The organism is Nocardia araoensis NBRC 100135 (assembly GCF_000308435.1).
In the GTDB taxonomy this organism is placed as follows: Bacteria; Actinomycetota; Actinomycetes; order Mycobacteriales; family Mycobacteriaceae; genus Nocardia; species Nocardia araoensis.
The window spans coordinates 32462-47974 of the sequence record NZ_BAFR01000056.1 but is presented as its reverse complement, the minus strand read 5'-3'; the positions used below and the strand labels follow the sequence as shown (position 1 = coordinate 47974).

Genomic DNA, 15513 nt, shown 5'->3' with positions numbered 1-15513 from the left:
AGCAAGCCGGTGGCCAACGGGCTCAGGCCACGCAGGTTCTGCAGATACAGCGGCAGCAGGATCATCGACCCGAGCATGGCCATGAACGCCACCGACATCAGAATCAGCGCCTTGGCGTAGATGCCGGACAGCAGGACGCGCAGGTCGAGCAGCGGAGTGCCGGTGCGCTGCAGGCGCAACTGACGCCACACGAACCCCGCGATCAGCGCCGAACCCGCGGCGACGATCAGCCCCGGCTCGGTCAGGTTGTCGCTCTCGAAGCGGCTGAGCCCGAACACCAGCCCGCCGAACCCGAGCGCCGCCAATGCCACGCTGGCCACATCGATCTGCCCCGCTTGCGGTTCACCGACGTTCTCCAGCTGCCGCAGTCCCAGCCAGGCGATCACACCCGCGATCGGCAGCACCAGCACGAAAAGCCAACGCCACGACCCGATCTGCAGCACCGCACCGGAGATCACCGGACCCATCGCGGGCGCCACCGAAATCGCAAGGGTGACATTGCCCATCACCCTGCCCCGGTCGTGCTCGGCCACCACCGTCATCAGAGTGGTCATCAACAGCGGCATCATCACCGCGGTGCCGAAGGCCTGGACGATCCGGCCGAGCAGCAGCACGGCGAACGACGGCGCGATCGCCGACAACGCGGTGCCCGCCAGGAAGACGCCCATCGCCGCGGCGTACGCCTGCCGGGTCGAAACGCGCTGCAGGAACCAGCCGGTGGTCGGGATGACCGCCGCCATCGTCAGCATGAACGCCGTCGACACCCACTGCGCGGCCCGGTCGGTGATCGCCAGATCCTCCATCAAGCGCGGAATCGCGTTGATCATGATGGTCTCGTTGAGGATCACCACGAACGTAGCGAGCACCAGCACCCGGATGACGGTCGGTGTCCGCCCTCCCGAGGCTGGAACGGATGGTGCGGCGGACATCGGATACCTCCGGAGGCATGGGTCGTTGACAGAACATGTGGCCCGTTGCCGAGTCACCGGATCGCGTCCCGGCGCCACAGCTGTGAAGACGGTCTCGACTGCTCGAACTCATCGGGCGCGGGTCAGTATTCCGCCCGGCACCGACAGAAATCACCCGGTTTTCCTGCCGACCAGGTGCGCAATGTACTCGGAAACCACTGGTCAACTGTTCCTGCCACCAGCTGGCGAGACCGAATCGTGAGCCTGATCACTACCTCCGGACACGCCGAGACCGGCACGTTCTCGCGCTGCGGCGCGGTTGCCGGACAGCAGCACTGCGACACCTGGCGGCTCACGCTGCCCCGCTCGCATCATGAGGATGTTCCCGCACTGCGATCAAGAAGGTAGGGAATGGATTCCGGCGACTTCATTACTCGTTGAAGCGGTAAAGGAGACCCCACAGACGGTCCATCGGGCAGAATGCCGGCGGATTCTCGCTCGGCTACGGGAGGGAGTCGGGTCCGGCTCGCGTCGTGCCCAGCACTGCGAGGACCTCGAGCGGTAGCCCAACAGGGCCGGGAACAGCCGGTACCGCGCCGAAACACGCAGAAATGGACGCCGAGCGCCTTTTGAGAGACTTTCTGGACGTTTCCGGGTCCGGAAAGAATCCAGCCCCCGACCTTGCCGCAATATCCGCTGGTCAGGGGCTGTTTCTGCTCCCCCATCTGGACTCGAACCAGAAACCTGCCGATTAACAGTCGGCTGCTCTGCCAATTGAGCTATAGGGGATTGCCCTTGGCTCGTCCGGTTGGTATCGGGCGGGCCGAGGAGAAACTCTAGCGTATCGCTGGGCGGGAGCCCAAATCGCGTCGCTACCTGCTGACTTGTTCGCGAAGGCGGGGTGTCGCTACCGGGTGTCCGGATCGACAGGCGCGTGGGGCGTCGGGCAGGATGGGGGCGGCGAACTGGCAACTGGGAGGAGCACATCGAGATGCTGCGGTTGATCATCGGCGTGGCGGCCGGCTACGTACTCGGCAGTAAGGCCGGGCGGGCTCGCTACGAACAGATCAGCGCCGCGACCCGCGCGCTGACCGAGAGCCCGGTGACCCGCAAGCTCGTGCTCGTCGGCAGGCAGAAACTGGCGGACAAGCTCAGCACCCGCCCCCGCTTGGAGCCGATGGAACCGATCGATGAGCGGACCACCGTCCTGGTGCCGCACGACCAGCTGCGCCGCTGACCCCACCTATGCGCTGCTCGCACCAGCCGGGCCGTGGGTGAGAAATCAAGGGGGCTGATCGGCGCTAGGCCCCGGTGGCGAAGTCCCCGTGGTTGCCCATCGCCTGGGTGAGCAGGCTCTTGCGGTACTGCTCGAGGGCGACGAGGTCGCCGAAGAGGGCGAAGTAGGCGTCCGGCTGTTCGGTCGAGGAGACCCGCTGGAGCTTGGACTTGAGCTCGGCGATCTGCCTGCCGACCCAGGCCTCCTGGGTGCGTGCCAGCACACCCGCGACGAAGCGCGGGATGTCGGCCTCCGACTTCACCGGCAGCGGCTCGGTGGCCAGCTCGGACAGCAGTGCGCGCATGGTGAGGTCCTCGGTGCGGTCGGCGACCGAGTTGACCCATTCGGCGCCGCCGAGCCCGGCCGCCGTACCGCCCGCCTCGGCGATCAGGCCGCGAAGGACCGTGTAGGCGGGGTGGGTGAAGGCTTCGGCTTCGAGCGCGTCGAAACCGGCTCCGGCCATCGCCGGGTACTGGAGGGCGGCGGCGAGTGCCTGACGTTGCGGCAGGAGAGTGGGATCGTTCGGATTGGGCCGTGCCGCAGGATGTTCGGCGACCACCTCGCGCGGCGCGCGTGCGGGCACCGTGCCCGCACGGCCCCCGCCGTTGCGGTGCCGTTTGGCTTCTTCGCCGACCCGGCGCACCACGGTCTGGATGTCGTCCCAGCCGACCCACCCGGCCAGTTTGGTGGCGTAGGCCTTGCGCAGGGCGTTGTCCTTGATCTGCGCGACCACCGGTACCGCCCGGCGCAGTGCCTCCACCTGGCCCTCCGCGGTGTCCAGGTTGTGGTCGGCGAGCAGACCGCGAATCACGAACTCGTACAGCGGGGTGCGGCGGGCGACCAGATCGCGCACGGCGGCGTCACCGGAGTGCTGCCGCAGTTCGCACGGGTCCTGCCCGTCCGGCGCGATCGCGATGTAGGTCTGACCGGCCAGCTTCTGATCACCCGAGAAGGCCTTCACGGCCGCCGCCTGGCCTGCGGCGTCGCCGTCGAAGGTGTAGATGATCTCGCCGCGCCAGAAATTGTCGTCCATCATCAGGCGGCGCAGCAGGGCGAGATGCTCGTCGCCGAAGGCGGTGCCACAGGAGGCGACGGCGGTCTTGACTCCGGCCAGGTGCATCGCCATGACGTCGGTGTAACCCTCGACCACGACCGCCTGGTGTCCCTTGGCGATCTCGCGCTTGGCGTGATCCAGGCCGAAGAGCACCTGGGATTTCTTGTACAGCAACGTTTCCGGAGTGTTGATGTACTTGCCCGGCATGGTGTCGTCGTCGAAGAGCTTGCGCGCGCCGAAGCCGATGACGTCGCCGGACAGGTTGCGGATCGGCCACAGCAGCCGCCGGTGGAAGCGGTCGATCGGGCCACGCTGACCCTGCTTGGACAGCCCTGCCGCCTCGAGTTCCTTGAAGTCGAAACCTTTGCGGAGCAGGTGCTTGGTGAGTGTGTCCCACCCCGCCGGGGCGTAGCCGCAGCCGAAATGGTGCGCGGCCGCGGCGTCGAAGTTGCGATCGGTGAGGTATTTGCGCGCGGCTTCGGCTTCCGGCTCCCGCAACTGCGCGACGTAGAACTCGTGCGCGGCCGCGTTCGCCGCGACCAGCCTGGAACGGGTGCCGCGGTCGCGCTGCACCGAGGTGCCGCCGCCTTCGTAGTTGATCTGGTAACCGATCCGGTCGGCCAGCTGCTCGACCGACTCGACGAAACCGACGTGCTCGATCTTCTGCAGGAAGGCGAACACGTCGCCGCCCTCGCCGCAGCCGAAGCAGTGGAACAGTCCGTGATTGGGTCGCACGTGGAACGACGGCGACTTCTCGTCGTGGAACGGGCACAGGCCCTTCATGGAGTCCGCTCCGGCGCGCTTGAGCGCGACGTACTCCCCCACCACGTCTTCGATCCGGACGCGCTCGCGTATTGCCGCGATATCGCGATCAGGAAGTCGTCCGGCCACGGCAGAGAGTCTAGGCGAAGGCGGGGGCGACGCGCCCGGGCGGCTGACGCACCGCGAGTTCCGTCCGAACCTGGCCGCGAGCGGGACGGGCGCAGATCACGAGCGATCCAGTTCCGCGCGGATCGCGGCAACGGTCTCGGCCAGATTTGCCTGGTGTGAGCCTTGCCAATAGATCCGGCCGCAATCGCGGCACTGCCGGAAGGTGTCGTAGTAGCGACGGGTGAGCGGTTGGAGGCGATCCTCGACCTCGGCTTTGTCGACCTCGACGACGACGCCGCCGCAACGCAGGCAGCGGGTGAACGGATCCAGGCACGCGACGAGGTCGAGCCGCCGGATCACTTCCACGACCTGGTCGACCGGCCGATCCGACCAGATGTAGACGCCGTGCGTGACGTTGCGGCGCTTCAGCAGCCCCCGGTCACGGGTGAGCAGAATGCGGTGCTCGGCCGCGGACGCCTCGGCGAGTTCGGCGTCCTCGGCGTCCCACCGGCAATGCACGTCGAGCCCCATCAGCCGCATCAACTTGGCGAGACCGCCGAGGTTCACGTCCGCGAGAAAGCGCGGCTCGCGCAGCGGATGGGGGCGAACCAACGTCACCGGGCCGATGTCGAGGGTCTCGAAAACGGGATACGCGGTGATCCGTCCGCCGGGGCGGGGGTGATGGTCGAAGTCGACCGGTTCTCCGTCGACCAGGACCAGGTCGACCTCCGTATGCGGGATCCCCGCGGCCTCGATGACGTCTTTGACGGTCTGGTGCGGGCGGCACGGCCGTCGCAGGACGGCGTATCGCTCGCGGGGCCGCAGGAAATCGTTCAGCTCGGCGTAGACCCGGAGATCGACGCTCATTCGACGAACAGCGCCATCGACGCCGTGAATCCGTGCAGCGCGTTGCGACCCGCGATGGGCCCGATCTCGCCGGCGGCGAAGAAGCCCGCGAGCGGGATGCCGTCGAGCAAGTCCTCGATGGTCGTGGCGTCGTGGTCGGCGACACCGAACATCCGGCGGCCGCGTCCGTTGCAGGTGAACAGCAAGGCGCCTGCCGCACGTCCGGAAAGGTCGGTGCGCGCCCGCGCAAGCGCCGCCCGGAGATCGTGATCGGCTCCGATCGCGTCGCGGACCTGGAATTGGACGGTGGTGCCGACCTCCACGACCTCGCCCACCTCGATCGCGCCGCTGGCCGGATCGGCGCCGAGCAGGCCGCGGATCAGGAAGTCGCCCTGTCCTGGCTCGGCCAGATGTTCGTCGACGACGAACCCGATCTGCAGGCCGCGCGCGAGCTCTTCCTGCTGGTCGGGTGGCAGCACGGCGACGATCTGGCGCAACCGCTCGATCGGGGGCAGGCCGCCGAGCCCGGTGATCACCGTGCCGTCCGCGCCGGTGACGGTGTAGGGATACCCGATCGGACGGCAGCCCTGGGACACGATCGGCACGTTGTGCAGGCCGGGAAGGCGAACGCCGACCGCGCCCGAGGTCACCACGGCGTGGTCGCGGAACAGGCGGCTGCCTTCCGGACCGTGGCCGCCGCTCACCAACCCGCCCATCACGACGGTGCCGGGCAGATCTGTGTTCACGTACTCCAGCAGCAGATCGGCCGGGAAGGAGTAGGGGTCGGGCAGCAGCAGGTGGAAGTCGCGTGCGGCTTTGTCGAAGCGATAACCGGCGAGGAGTCCGCCGCTGGCCGTGCGAAGGAAGTCCAACTGGAAGGTTTCGGCGGCGGGCAGTCCGGAGGCCAGCCACACGGCCACCGCGGGCTCGTCCTCGATCTCGCGGCGGCCCGCCACCACCGCCTGGGCCACGCACCCGATCAGGGCGGGCACCCGGACCGTCCGGTGGACGCCGGACAGCACCTCCACGGCGTCGTCGGTGTGCGCGCGGGACGCGAGCAGCACAGCGAGCGACGGCGCATCGCCCGCGATCTCGTCGCGGGCGCGCGCCGCGGCTTCCATGCCCGCTCGCCGCGCTTCGGGCGCGGTGGAGAGCCCTACTCCGATCCGCACCCTTCCATGGTAGCCAACCTGGGGGTAGTGTGAAATACATTGCAGCACTGCACCTTTCGCAATGGTGAAACGAACTGCCCCCGCCAGCAGGCCGATGTGCAGGTGGAAGACCGAAGATCCGTCAGCTCCACGACCGGAGCGGCGGAGGTGGCGGGCAGGTTGCGAACCGATAGCTGTTGAGCGGCAGCCGCCGCATCATCCCTCTTCCCAGCCCGGAGAGGTCCGGCGAGGTGAGCGACAATAGCCGAAACCACAGTCTGTTTTCGGTCACCCGAGATCAGAATGTCGGCGAGGCCGGCGCACCGCGGCAAGACCTGATGAGGACAGGCGGGAGACATCGTGAGTCAGCCGTCGCGGATCGACACAGGCGAGCTGCGCACGATGGTATCCACCTTGGAGCGGCTCATCGCCGACGCTTCCCGGACGGTCGGCGAACTGAAGGCGGCCATCGCCTCCGCCGAAGGGCTGGTCACGGGCGACCGGCTCGACCGTGCCGAAGAACTGCCTGTCTCGGCGCCGGAGACCCGAGCGCTCCCGCCCGATTCCTCGCCCGCGCCCAAGGCGAGGCCGACGCCATGGTCCCGCAGAACTCAGGAGACGCCCTGGTCGAGGCGCGTGGTCCGACCATGTCCGACGGCGCCGGCCGCACCGGTTCTCGTGCCCGCGTCGCGCGAGATCGGCGTCCCGGCGGCAGAACTGTCCACGCCCTCACGTCGAGCGGCCGTGGGGCGCCATCCGGAAGTCGAGCCCGCAAGTCGTGCCGACACGGTCGATGAGCCGGTATCCGTCCGGCGCGCCGTTGTCGCCGACGGCCCTACCGCCGTTGCTTCGGCGTCGCTCCTGAGGACGAACCCTGGCGAACACTCCACGCCCCGCCGTCAGGTCGATGCCGCACCTGCTCGTCGAACGGATTCCCCGGACGGCTCCCCACCGGATCAGCCGACCGGCGCCGCAACCAGCGTCGAGAGCGCGGACATCCCGAAGAGGGGGACTACGCGCCACCACGTGTCGGCTCCAAGATCCGGCGCCGCAGGCGGTCTTCCGCCTCGCCCACGGATCGACAGAGCCGACGACTCGATACCGCTACCCGAGAACGCGCAGCCGGCGACCCCCGCACCCGTGCCGAACGAGTCTGCACCGGACCGGGCAACCGGTTCCACCGATACGCAGGCACCGACGAGCACCACCGCTGAGGGACACCAGCCCTCCTCGCGGCGGACCGATGCCGAAGACCACCACGAACCCAACCGACAGTCGAGCGGCACGCACCACCGGGAACCGATCCGCCCGATATATGTCACAGAAGCCTTCGCGCCGCCGCGACATATCGGTACTGCTGGTCACTCCCCGTCCACTCCGGAGACCGGCCCCTCGTCCCTTCCAGAGCCAGTCCCGCACACAGAACCGGTGCCGCCGGAACGAACCGGCATCGCCGACGAGCCCACACCCGTCGCACCGAATATCGGGGACCCGCAGGCGCCCTCGGAAGGAACCGGCGTCGACGACTCGGCACCCGACCCGCAAGCGGCCACTGCCGGGCAGGCGACACCGACACCGCAGACAGCCACCACGCGCCATCCCGAGCCCACCCGCCAGGTCGACACCACCGACCACCTCACAGCCGAACAGCAGACGACCTCAGCACCCGACCAGTCGATCGGCAGGGCCGATCTTCCCCGCCACCAACCCGCAATCGGCACCGACGAGTCGGCACACACTGCCGAGCAGGCGGCATCCGCCCCGGCGGCTACCGCACTCCGCCCACAGCCCATCCACAAGATCGACGCCACAGAGCACTCCGCGGCCGAGCAGCGGGCGGAGTCCGCACCCATCCAGCAGGCGGACGCCACTGACGAACCCGTATCGCGGCGAACAACCGAGACCGCTCCCGGCTCGGCCACCCCTCCATGGATCGACGCCCTGCGCTTTTCCTGGCTCGACCCCTCGCAGGCACACCAGTCCATCCCTGCGAGCGCTGGAACGACGGACCCCGTCCCGATCCACCGGACCGAATCTCACCCACAGACCGATGCGCCAGGCAATCGAAAGCCCGGCAGCACGGCCCACCCCGCGACCGGCCTACAGGGCGATTCCACGTTCGTTCCCCCATTCGACCGCACCGGCGCTGCCCCGCTCGACCGGCGAACCGACGAGCGTAGCCAGCCCACACTGATCGACAACAGCGCTACCGCGCACCGACCCGGACATATTCGGCAGACGGATATTCCCGACGACAATCAGGCCGACACTGCTCACGCCCCGAAACGATCGCCGCGAACAGACGGCGAGCACCCGCGCCGGCACAGCCCCGACAACTCCACCTCGGTTCACCGGAGCGATTCGGCAACTCCGCAGCGAACCGGCAGTGGAGGCGACGCACCGGTTCGGCGGACCGACCCTGCATCCGCCCGGAAGAACGGTCGCGCACCTATCGAACGCAGCGCCGCCGCACGCCGCCACACAGTAGCCGAACAGCCCGATCATCCCGACCCGGCCGAGGCGCTTCGAATCGCGCGGGAGATGTCGGCGCGGCATGGATTGGAAGTCGTCGGGTTCGACACCGCGAATATCGGTGTCCAGGTGATTCGCGAGATCGCCTCCGCTATCGACGAGCTGCTCACGAAATACCCGATGCCGCTGCGGGGCGTCGAGCTCACCGCCGACGCGGAACCTCGCCCTAGACCGGAGCGCGAACCGACGGCGGAGCAGTCGGCCGATGCGGCGATCTGGATGCTTCTCGATCGCGCCGCCTTGTCGCCGCCGCGGTCGGCTCCGGTGGAAACACGCAGGATCTTTCGTCGCCGCGGGCCTGCCGAGCGGCCGGTGTACACCGCGGTGGCGCGCGAGTTCGCGGGGGCGCTGGACGTCGCCGGTGGGTTCCGGGCCCGGCAAGAAGCTCTGCGCACCTTGATCAACGAGTCGCTGCGTGGCGGCGGCGGTGGTCTCGGTCTGCTGGATCCCGGCCGGGCCTTGATCGACGGCTTCACCGAGGTGGTGCTGCGGGGCGAGCGAGCGAGCGCGTCGGCCAAGGAATTGCACGGCGCGCTGGTGAAAATGGCCCGAGCGGAGTCCTCCGACGACCTCTCGGCGTGAAGGCGGAGGTACGCACCAACAACACAGCCGGACGTAGTCCGCCCTCAACCCGCGCATGGCCGGAGCGAAGGCGGAGGTACGCCGAAAGAACACAGCCGGACGTAGTCCGCCCTCAACCCGCGCACGGCCGGAGCGAAGGCGGAGGTACGCCGAAAGAACACAGCCGGACGTAGTCCGCCCTCAACCCCGCGCATGGCCGGAGCGAAGGCGGAGGTACGCCTAAATGTGCAACTCCCCCGCAACCCGCTCCAGCCGACTTTCGGTGTAGGAAGCGATCTGGTCGACCACGACGCGCACGCGGGCGGTGTCGTCGGTCGCGGCGTTCCAGAACGGCAGCAACAGCGGATCCAGGCTGCCGGGAGCGGTGGCGAGCAAGCGATCGGCCACCGCGAGGATGCGTTCGCGCTGGGCGGCCTGCCGTAGCCGGTGCGCCGGGTCGGACATCACGTAGCGCAGCGCGACGGTCTTCAGCAGCGCCACCTCGGCGGCGACGATGCGCGGCACCTCCAGGTCCGCGCTGTACCGGGACAGCGGCTGCGGCCCGGCCACCTCCTTCGTCGCCATGATCGCGGCGGTGGCGAAGCGGCCAACGAGCTCGCTGGTGAGGCGCTTCAGCGCGACCGAGGCGGTGAACGTGCCGTCGTATCCGGACGCCGCCGTGACCACCGGCAGTTCTGAGAGCCGTTGGGCGGCGGCGATCAGCTCGTCGGCGGCCAGCGAGTGCTGGAACTGGCCGAGCGCGGCCAGCGCGTCCTGTTCGGCGGGGTCGGCCAGCGCGCGCAGATCGATCCGGCCCGCGATGACGCCGTCCTCGACGTCGTGCACCGAGTAGGCGACGTCATCGGACCAGTCCATGATCTGGCATTCGAGGCTGCGGCGCCGGTCCGGCGCGCCCTTGCGGATCCACTCGAGACGCTCGGTGTCGACCTCGTAGGCGCCGAACTTGGTTCCGGGACCGGTTCGGCCCCAGGGATATTTGAGCGCGGCGTCGAGTGCGGCGCGGGTGAGGTTGAGGCCCGCGCTGGTGCCGTCGGACTCGAGCACCTTCGGTTCGAGGCGGGTGAGGATGCGCAGGTTCTGCGCGTTACCTTCGAACCCGCCGAAAGCGTCGGCGAAGGTGTCGAGGGCCTTTTCACCGTTGTGGCCGTAGGGCGGGTGGCCGATGTCATGGGCGAGACCGGCCAGATCGACCAGGTCCGGATCACAGCCGAGGCCGTCGGCGATGCTGCGGCCGATCTGGGCGACCTCCAGGGAGTGGGTGAGCCGGGTACGCGGAGTGTCCGCCTCGCGCGGGCCCATGACCTGAGTCTTGTCGGCCAGTCTGCGCAGCGCCGCGGAGTGCAGCACGCGGGCCCGGTCACGGGCGAATTCGGTCCGGTGGCCGGTTTCGAACTCACTGCGCGGCGGGCCGAGCCCCGCGGTCTTGGCGCCCTCGACGACGAGGCGTTCGGTGTCGTGATCGGTGTACCGGGCGCTCATCGAACTCACTGCCCCGCCGTGTAGGCGAAGTCCGCCGAGAAGTGTGTGAGCTGGTACCACAGCAGGGCGCCGGTTTCCCTGGCGATGCCGTGCGCCTGGGATTCGCGGGTGTAGACGGCGGGGCCGGTTCTGGTGGGGGCGGTCCACGCCGCCAGCCCCTCGTCGCGGGCCATGGTGCGGGTGCGCAGCGAATGCCAGGGATCGCTGACCAGCACCGCCGACGACATATCCCGCGCCCGCATCGCGGTGACCACCGCTTCGATGCTGCGCAGGGTGTCCGATCCGGTTTCCACGGCGAGGATCTTGTCGGCGGGCACGCCACGTGCCTGCAAATAGTTCTTGCCCGAGGCGGCTTCGGTGAACAGATCGCCCTCCTGTTTACCGCCCACGGTGATGACACGCGGCGCGACACCGGCCCGGAACAGCTTGTACGCCTGGTCGAGTCGCGCCTCGAATACCGAGGACGGCGTGCCGGAGTACTGCGCGGCGCCGAGCACGACGATGGCGTCGGCCTTCGTGTAGTCCTCGATGCGCGCGACCTGCCACACGCGGAAGGCGGTCCCGCCGACCAGCACCGCGCCCATGACGACGGAACCGACGACGAGCCGCCGCGCCCAGCGCAGCAACCCGGCGCCGAAGCCCTGTGGCCGGGCGGATTCGGGCGCAGGGAAGGCTCGGGTGCGCATCGTTGGCAAATTCACTCCCCAAGTCTGCCAGGAGCGGCGCAGGCCCCGGACCGGTTACCGTCAGGGGCGGTTACCAGCCGCGGTCTCGCCAGGCCGGAAGGCTGGGCCGCTCGGCGCCGAGCGTGGTGTCGTCGCCGTGGCCGGGGTAGACGACGGTGTCGTCGGGGTAGCGGTCGAAGAGCTTGGTCGACACGTCGGTGAACAGCGAGGTGAAGTCCGCCGGGGAAGTGGTGCGCCCGACGCCGCCGGGGAACAGCGAGTCGCCGGTGAACAGATGCGTACGCCCCGCCCCGTCGGTGAGCGCGAGGGTGATCGAGCCGGGCGTGTGGCCGCGCAGGTGGATGACCTCGAAGACCAGATCGCCGATGGTCACGGTGTCGCCCTCGGCCAGCAGCCGATCGGGGCGAACCGGCAGCGGGTCGGCGTCGAGCGGATGCGCCGCGGTGGGAGCTCCGGTGGCCGCGGTGGTCTCCCGCAGCGCCATCCAGTGGTCGCGGTGCTGGTGGGTGGTGACGATCAACCGGACCTGCCCGGGCGCCTCCTGCTCGACGAGGGCCGCGATGCGGGGCGCCTCGTTGGCGGCGTCGATGAGCAGGGCCGCGCCGGTGCCGGTGCACTGCACCAGGTAGCAGTTGTTGTCCATGCCGCCGACCGACATCTTGACGATGCGGGCGCCGGGGACGTCGCGCTGCTGCGGGTTCGAATCCGGTGACACGTGGCCGCTGTACGGGCGATCGATGGTGATCACGAAACGATGCTAGCGAGCTACATTCGTGCCATGTCACTGCCGTCGCGGATCCGCTTCGTTCGCCTGCTCGCGATCAGCGTCCTGGTGGCCGCGATCGCCCTGCTGGGCGCTCCGACGATCGCGGCGGAACCGCCGCTGCGGATGAACACCTATGTGGAGGATCCGGCCGGCGCGCTCGACCAGGGTCAGCTCGATCGGGTCCGCGGTGCGGTGGACCAGCTCTACGCCGACCAGCAGCTGCGGCTGTGGGTGGTGTACGTGCGCGGCTTCGACGGGCTGCAGCCGCGGGACTGGGCCGGGCGCACCGCCTCGATATCCGGCTTCGGCCAACGGGACCTGCTGCTCGCGGTCGCCACCGAGGACCGCGCGTACTGGCTGGAGGGCGAAGCGCCCCGTGAGATCAGCGATTCGGAGCTCGACGACATCCTGATCGGCAAGGTCGAGCCCGCCCTGCGGGACGGACGCTGGGCCGACGCGGGGGTCGCGACGGCCGACGGGCTGGACGCGGCCATGCGCGGCGGCGGGGTGAACGTTCGCGCCCTGTTCGTCATCGGCCTGCTGGTGGTTCTGGTGGCGGGCGGGCTCGTCTGGTACGCGCGCAAACGGCGGCGCGAACGGTCCGAGGCCGAGCTGGCGGCGGCACGGCAACTGGATCCGGAGAACACGACGGCGCTGTCCGCACTGTCGCTGGAGGCGTTGCAGGCCCGCTCACGGGAGACGCTGGTGGAGATCGACAACGCGATTCGCACCAGCGGCGAGGAACTCGAACTCGCCACCGGCGAGTTCGGCGCCACCGCCACCACGCCCTTCCGCACCGCCCTCGACAACGCGAAAGCGGCTGCTGCCCAGGCATTCGCGATCCGGCAGCGCCTGGACGACGCGATCCCGGAGACACCCGACGAACAGCGCTCGCTGCTGGTCGAGCTGATCGGCAAGGCGGGGCGCGCCGATCGCGAACTCGACGCGCAGGTAGCGGAATTCGACGCCATGCGCGATCTGCTGCTCAACGCCTCGGCTCGGCTGGACGCCCTCACCAGGGACGTCGTCGACGTGACCGCCCGGATTCCGGACTCGGAAGCTCAGCTGAGCACACTCGCCGCCACCCATCCGGCGAGTGTGCTCGCGCCGATCGAGGACAACGTGCGGATGGCCCGCGAGCGCCTCGCTTTCGCGGAGCAGAACGTCGGCGCGGGACGTTCCGCACTCGCCGAGCCGGTCGGCGAACAAGGCGGCGCGGTCGCCGCCATCCGGTCGGCCGAGGCCGCGATCGGTCAGGCTCGTTGCTTGCTCGACGCGGTCGACAACGCGTCGAGCGCCATCCAGCAGGCGCGCGACGGCCTGCCGGGTGTGCTGGACGAGTTGCGCCGCGACCTCGCCTCCGCCGCCGAGCTCGCCGACTACGGCGGACCGGAACTGGCCGCCGCCCGCACCGCCGCGCAGTCCGCACTGGAGCATGCGACGGCCACGGGTGACACCGATCCGCTGAGCGCCTTCCACGGCGCGGTCACGGCCGACGCCGATCTCGACCGTGCCGTCGCGGGGGCGACCGACCGCAAACTCGCCGCCGAGGACCTGCGACGCAGGTTCGATCGAGCGCTCACCGACGCCGGCGCCCGAATCGGTTCGGCCGCCGACTACATCAGCACCCGGCGCGGCGGCATCGACGCCGAAGCACGCACCCGCCTGTCGGAAGCACAGCGCAACCTCGACGAGGCGCAGCGGTTGAGCGCGAACGATCCCGCCGGCGCACTGCGGCACGCGCAGGCCGCGGCGGACCTGGCCGGGCGCGCGCTCCAGGCGGCGCAGGCCAGCGTGCGGGCATGGGAGGCGCAACGGGCGCCTTCCGGCATCGCCCAGACCGGGGCGGTGTTGGGCGGCATCCTGCTCGAAGGATTGCTCCGTGGGGCGGCGACGGGCGCCAGGCATTCCGGGGGCGGCTGGAGCCCCGGCTCGTACGGTGGTTCGTCCGGCTCCCGGAGAATCGGCCGCGGCGGCAGATTCTGACCTCGCCCCTGGCCCCGCCGATCGAGCGGGAGCAGGAATCGGTCCGGCACCGGTCAGCGGGCCCCGGCCGCCGATAACGCGGTCAGCTCCGCACGCACCGCCTCGGGCAGCCCGTCGGCATGCGCGCCGCCGCCGAGCACGCCGACGGTCAGCTCCCGTGCGAACGTGTAGGCCAGGAAGGTGACCGCGGCCGACGCGCCCGCGGACGGGCGAGGATGCGCCGAGACGTAGACGATCTCGTAATCGGTGAGCTCGAGATCGGCGGGCGTGTGGAATACCGGGACGACGCCGGTATTGGTCACCGCGATGTGCCCGGCCAGCGAGTGAATCCTGCTGGCGCCGTAGTAATCCGGGAAACGCAGTACGGACTGCTGCACGACGCCCTCGGACAGATCGCGGGTCAGCCGAGCCGAGATGCGTTGCGCCAATTCCACCGGACTGGCGGCCGGGTCCACCTCCGCCGCGAAGGATGCCATCCCGGCCATGTTGGTACCCGCCGAGGCGGCGACCGGCGGCTCCAGCCGATTGCGCAGGTCCACCGGGTACAGGAAGCCCAAAGACGTTGCGCCGCCGACTGTCTCACGGGCGTACGCGCGCAGCAGTGCGGCGGTGAGCAGCCCGTTGAACGTCACACCCGAGGTGCGCGCGAGATCGACGATCCGGTCGGTGGCCGCTCGGTTCAGGCGCACACGCACAGGACGGGCGAGCGTACTCGGCGCGGGTTCCGCGCTGTCGGTCGGCACGTTCCGCGCCTCCGGCGGAAGCGGTTCGGTCACGTCCTCGAATCCGGACCGCGCGGTCGCGGTGATGCCGCGGGCCGACACATACCACTCCAAGGATTGCGGAATGCCCTGTGGCGCAATATCTGTCGACCGTCCCTCGACATTGCCGGTATAGAAATCCCATAGTCGGGACAGCAGCTCTACGCAGTGGCCCGCGTCGGCGACGCTGTGGTGAGCGAACAACGTGACACGCCACTCCTCCCCGCCCGAGCCGACGACATCCAGATAGGCCAACTGCACCGCCGGATCCATCGCGGGAATGCCGATCGCCGCCAGGTCGCCCTCGCGCACGGAAACCGGGGCCCATGCCTTCTCCCGCGCGGCGAGCAGATATCCCTGCCCTTCAGCATCTTCCACGATTCTGCAGCCGATCACCGGATACGCGCACCGCAGCTGCGCGAATGCTTCCCGCAACGCCCCCACGTCGAGCACTCCCCGCACCGAAACCGACCGGCCCGTGTAGGTGCCATGCCGTACGAACCGCTGCTCCGACGGCGCCAGCACCCGAATCGAAGCGTCCTCATCCCACAACACACGGCAAGGGTGCGGCACTACCGGCGCGAGTGCAAACCGACCGGGCGGATGCGGAAGACTG

The 15513-nt window shown here is 69.4% G+C and carries 11 protein-coding genes and 1 tRNA gene; 3 read left to right on the top strand and 9 right to left on the bottom strand.

Translation table 11 applies throughout. From position 1 onward, the window contains the following. Both ON21_RS07910 and ON21_RS07905 read right to left on the bottom strand, forming a co-directional pair. Positions 1 to 929: MFS transporter (locus ON21_RS07910; RefSeq protein WP_039796831.1), on the bottom strand; the 929-nt coding region annotated here is incomplete at its 3' end. A gap of 695 nt (positions 930 to 1624) precedes the next feature. Then, positions 1625 to 1697 (bottom strand) — tRNA-Asn (locus ON21_RS07905). Between the two features lie 202 nt (positions 1698 to 1899). Here ON21_RS07905 and ON21_RS07900 point away from each other — a divergent pair. Further along, the gene (locus tag ON21_RS07900) at positions 1900 to 2145 is read left to right on the top strand and encodes a hypothetical protein (protein WP_039796811.1); all 246 of its coding nucleotides are present in this window, start codon (positions 1900 to 1902) and stop codon (positions 2143 to 2145) included. 64 nt (positions 2146 to 2209) lie between these two features. Here the strand turns inward: ON21_RS07900 and dnaG are convergent, their stop codons facing one another. From dnaG to ON21_RS07885, 3 genes are all read right to left on the bottom strand, one after another. Further along, a complete protein-coding gene (gene dnaG, locus ON21_RS07895) occupies positions 2210 to 4129 on the bottom strand; it encodes a DNA primase (protein ID WP_039796809.1) in 1920 nt (639 codons plus the stop codon). A 96-nt stretch (positions 4130 to 4225) separates the two neighbouring features. Then, positions 4226 to 4975 carry a Mut7-C RNAse domain-containing protein gene (locus tag ON21_RS07890; RefSeq protein ID WP_039796808.1) on the bottom strand — a complete coding sequence of 250 codons (750 nt, stop codon included), beginning with the start codon at positions 4973 to 4975 and terminating at the stop codon, positions 4226 to 4228. After that, positions 4972 to 6126 carry an FIST signal transduction protein gene (locus tag ON21_RS07885; protein ID WP_039796807.1) on the bottom strand — a complete coding sequence of 385 codons (1155 nt, stop codon included), beginning with the start codon at positions 6124 to 6126 and terminating at the stop codon, positions 4972 to 4974. Before ON21_RS07885 ends, ON21_RS07890 begins: the two co-directional genes overlap by 4 nt. Before the next feature lie 2520 nt (positions 6127 to 8646). Between ON21_RS07885 and ON21_RS38240 the strand changes: the two genes are divergently transcribed. Beyond that, positions 8647 to 9219, top strand: coding sequence for a hypothetical protein (locus ON21_RS38240; protein WP_157170754.1), 573 nt, complete (start codon positions 8647 to 8649; stop codon positions 9217 to 9219). Positions 9220 to 9438: 219 nt separating this feature from the next. Here the strand turns inward: ON21_RS38240 and ON21_RS07875 are convergent, their stop codons facing one another. The 3 genes from ON21_RS07875 to ON21_RS07865 all read right to left on the bottom strand — a co-directional run bounded on the left by ON21_RS07875 (position 9439) and on the right by ON21_RS07865 (position 12132). Further along, on the bottom strand, positions 9439 to 10698 hold the full coding sequence (locus ON21_RS07875) for a deoxyguanosinetriphosphate triphosphohydrolase (RefSeq protein WP_039796805.1): 1260 nt from the start codon (positions 10696 to 10698) through the stop codon (positions 9439 to 9441). A 5-nt stretch (positions 10699 to 10703) separates the two neighbouring features. Next, positions 10704 to 11384, bottom strand: a complete 681-nt coding sequence (locus ON21_RS07870) for a YdcF family protein (RefSeq protein ID WP_051020454.1) — start codon at positions 11382 to 11384, stop codon at positions 10704 to 10706. Between the two features lie 70 nt (positions 11385 to 11454). After that, on the bottom strand, positions 11455 to 12132 hold the full coding sequence (locus tag ON21_RS07865) for an MBL fold metallo-hydrolase (RefSeq protein ID WP_039796804.1): 678 nt from the start codon (positions 12130 to 12132) through the stop codon (positions 11455 to 11457). A gap of 30 nt (positions 12133 to 12162) precedes the next feature. Between ON21_RS07865 and ON21_RS07860 the strand changes: the two genes are divergently transcribed. Next, positions 12163 to 14136 carry a TPM domain-containing protein gene (locus tag ON21_RS07860; RefSeq protein ID WP_051020456.1) on the top strand — a complete coding sequence of 658 codons (1974 nt, stop codon included), beginning with the start codon at positions 12163 to 12165 and terminating at the stop codon, positions 14134 to 14136. A 53-nt stretch (positions 14137 to 14189) separates the two neighbouring features. Here the strand turns inward: ON21_RS07860 and ON21_RS07855 are convergent, their stop codons facing one another. Then, the gene (locus ON21_RS07855) at positions 14190 to 15452 is read right to left on the bottom strand and encodes a phthiocerol/phthiodiolone dimycocerosyl transferase family protein (protein ID WP_245562503.1); all 1263 of its coding nucleotides are present in this window, start codon (positions 15450 to 15452) and stop codon (positions 14190 to 14192) included. Positions 15453 to 15513: the final 61 nt, after the last annotated feature.

What these genes read in the sequence shown, in the direction of transcription:
- ON21_RS07890 (WP_039796808.1), bottom strand. Translation starts at nt 4,975, where the DNA reads ATGAGCGTCGATCTCCGGGTCTACGCCGAGCTGAACGATTTCCTGCGG.
- ON21_RS07860 (WP_051020456.1), top strand. Translation starts at nt 12,163, where the DNA reads ATGTCACTGCCGTCGCGGATCCGCTTCGTTCGCCTGCTCGCGATCAGC.
- ON21_RS07900 (WP_039796811.1), top strand. Translation starts at nt 1,900, where the DNA reads ATGCTGCGGTTGATCATCGGCGTGGCGGCCGGCTACGTACTCGGCAGT.
- ON21_RS07875 (WP_039796805.1), bottom strand. Translation starts at nt 10,698, where the DNA reads ATGAGCGCCCGGTACACCGATCACGACACCGAACGCCTCGTCGTCGAG.
- ON21_RS07870 (WP_051020454.1), bottom strand. Translation starts at nt 11,384, where the DNA reads ATGCGCACCCGAGCCTTCCCTGCGCCCGAATCCGCCCGGCCACAGGGC.
- ON21_RS38240 (WP_157170754.1), top strand. Translation starts at nt 8,647, where the DNA reads ATGTCGGCGCGGCATGGATTGGAAGTCGTCGGGTTCGACACCGCGAAT.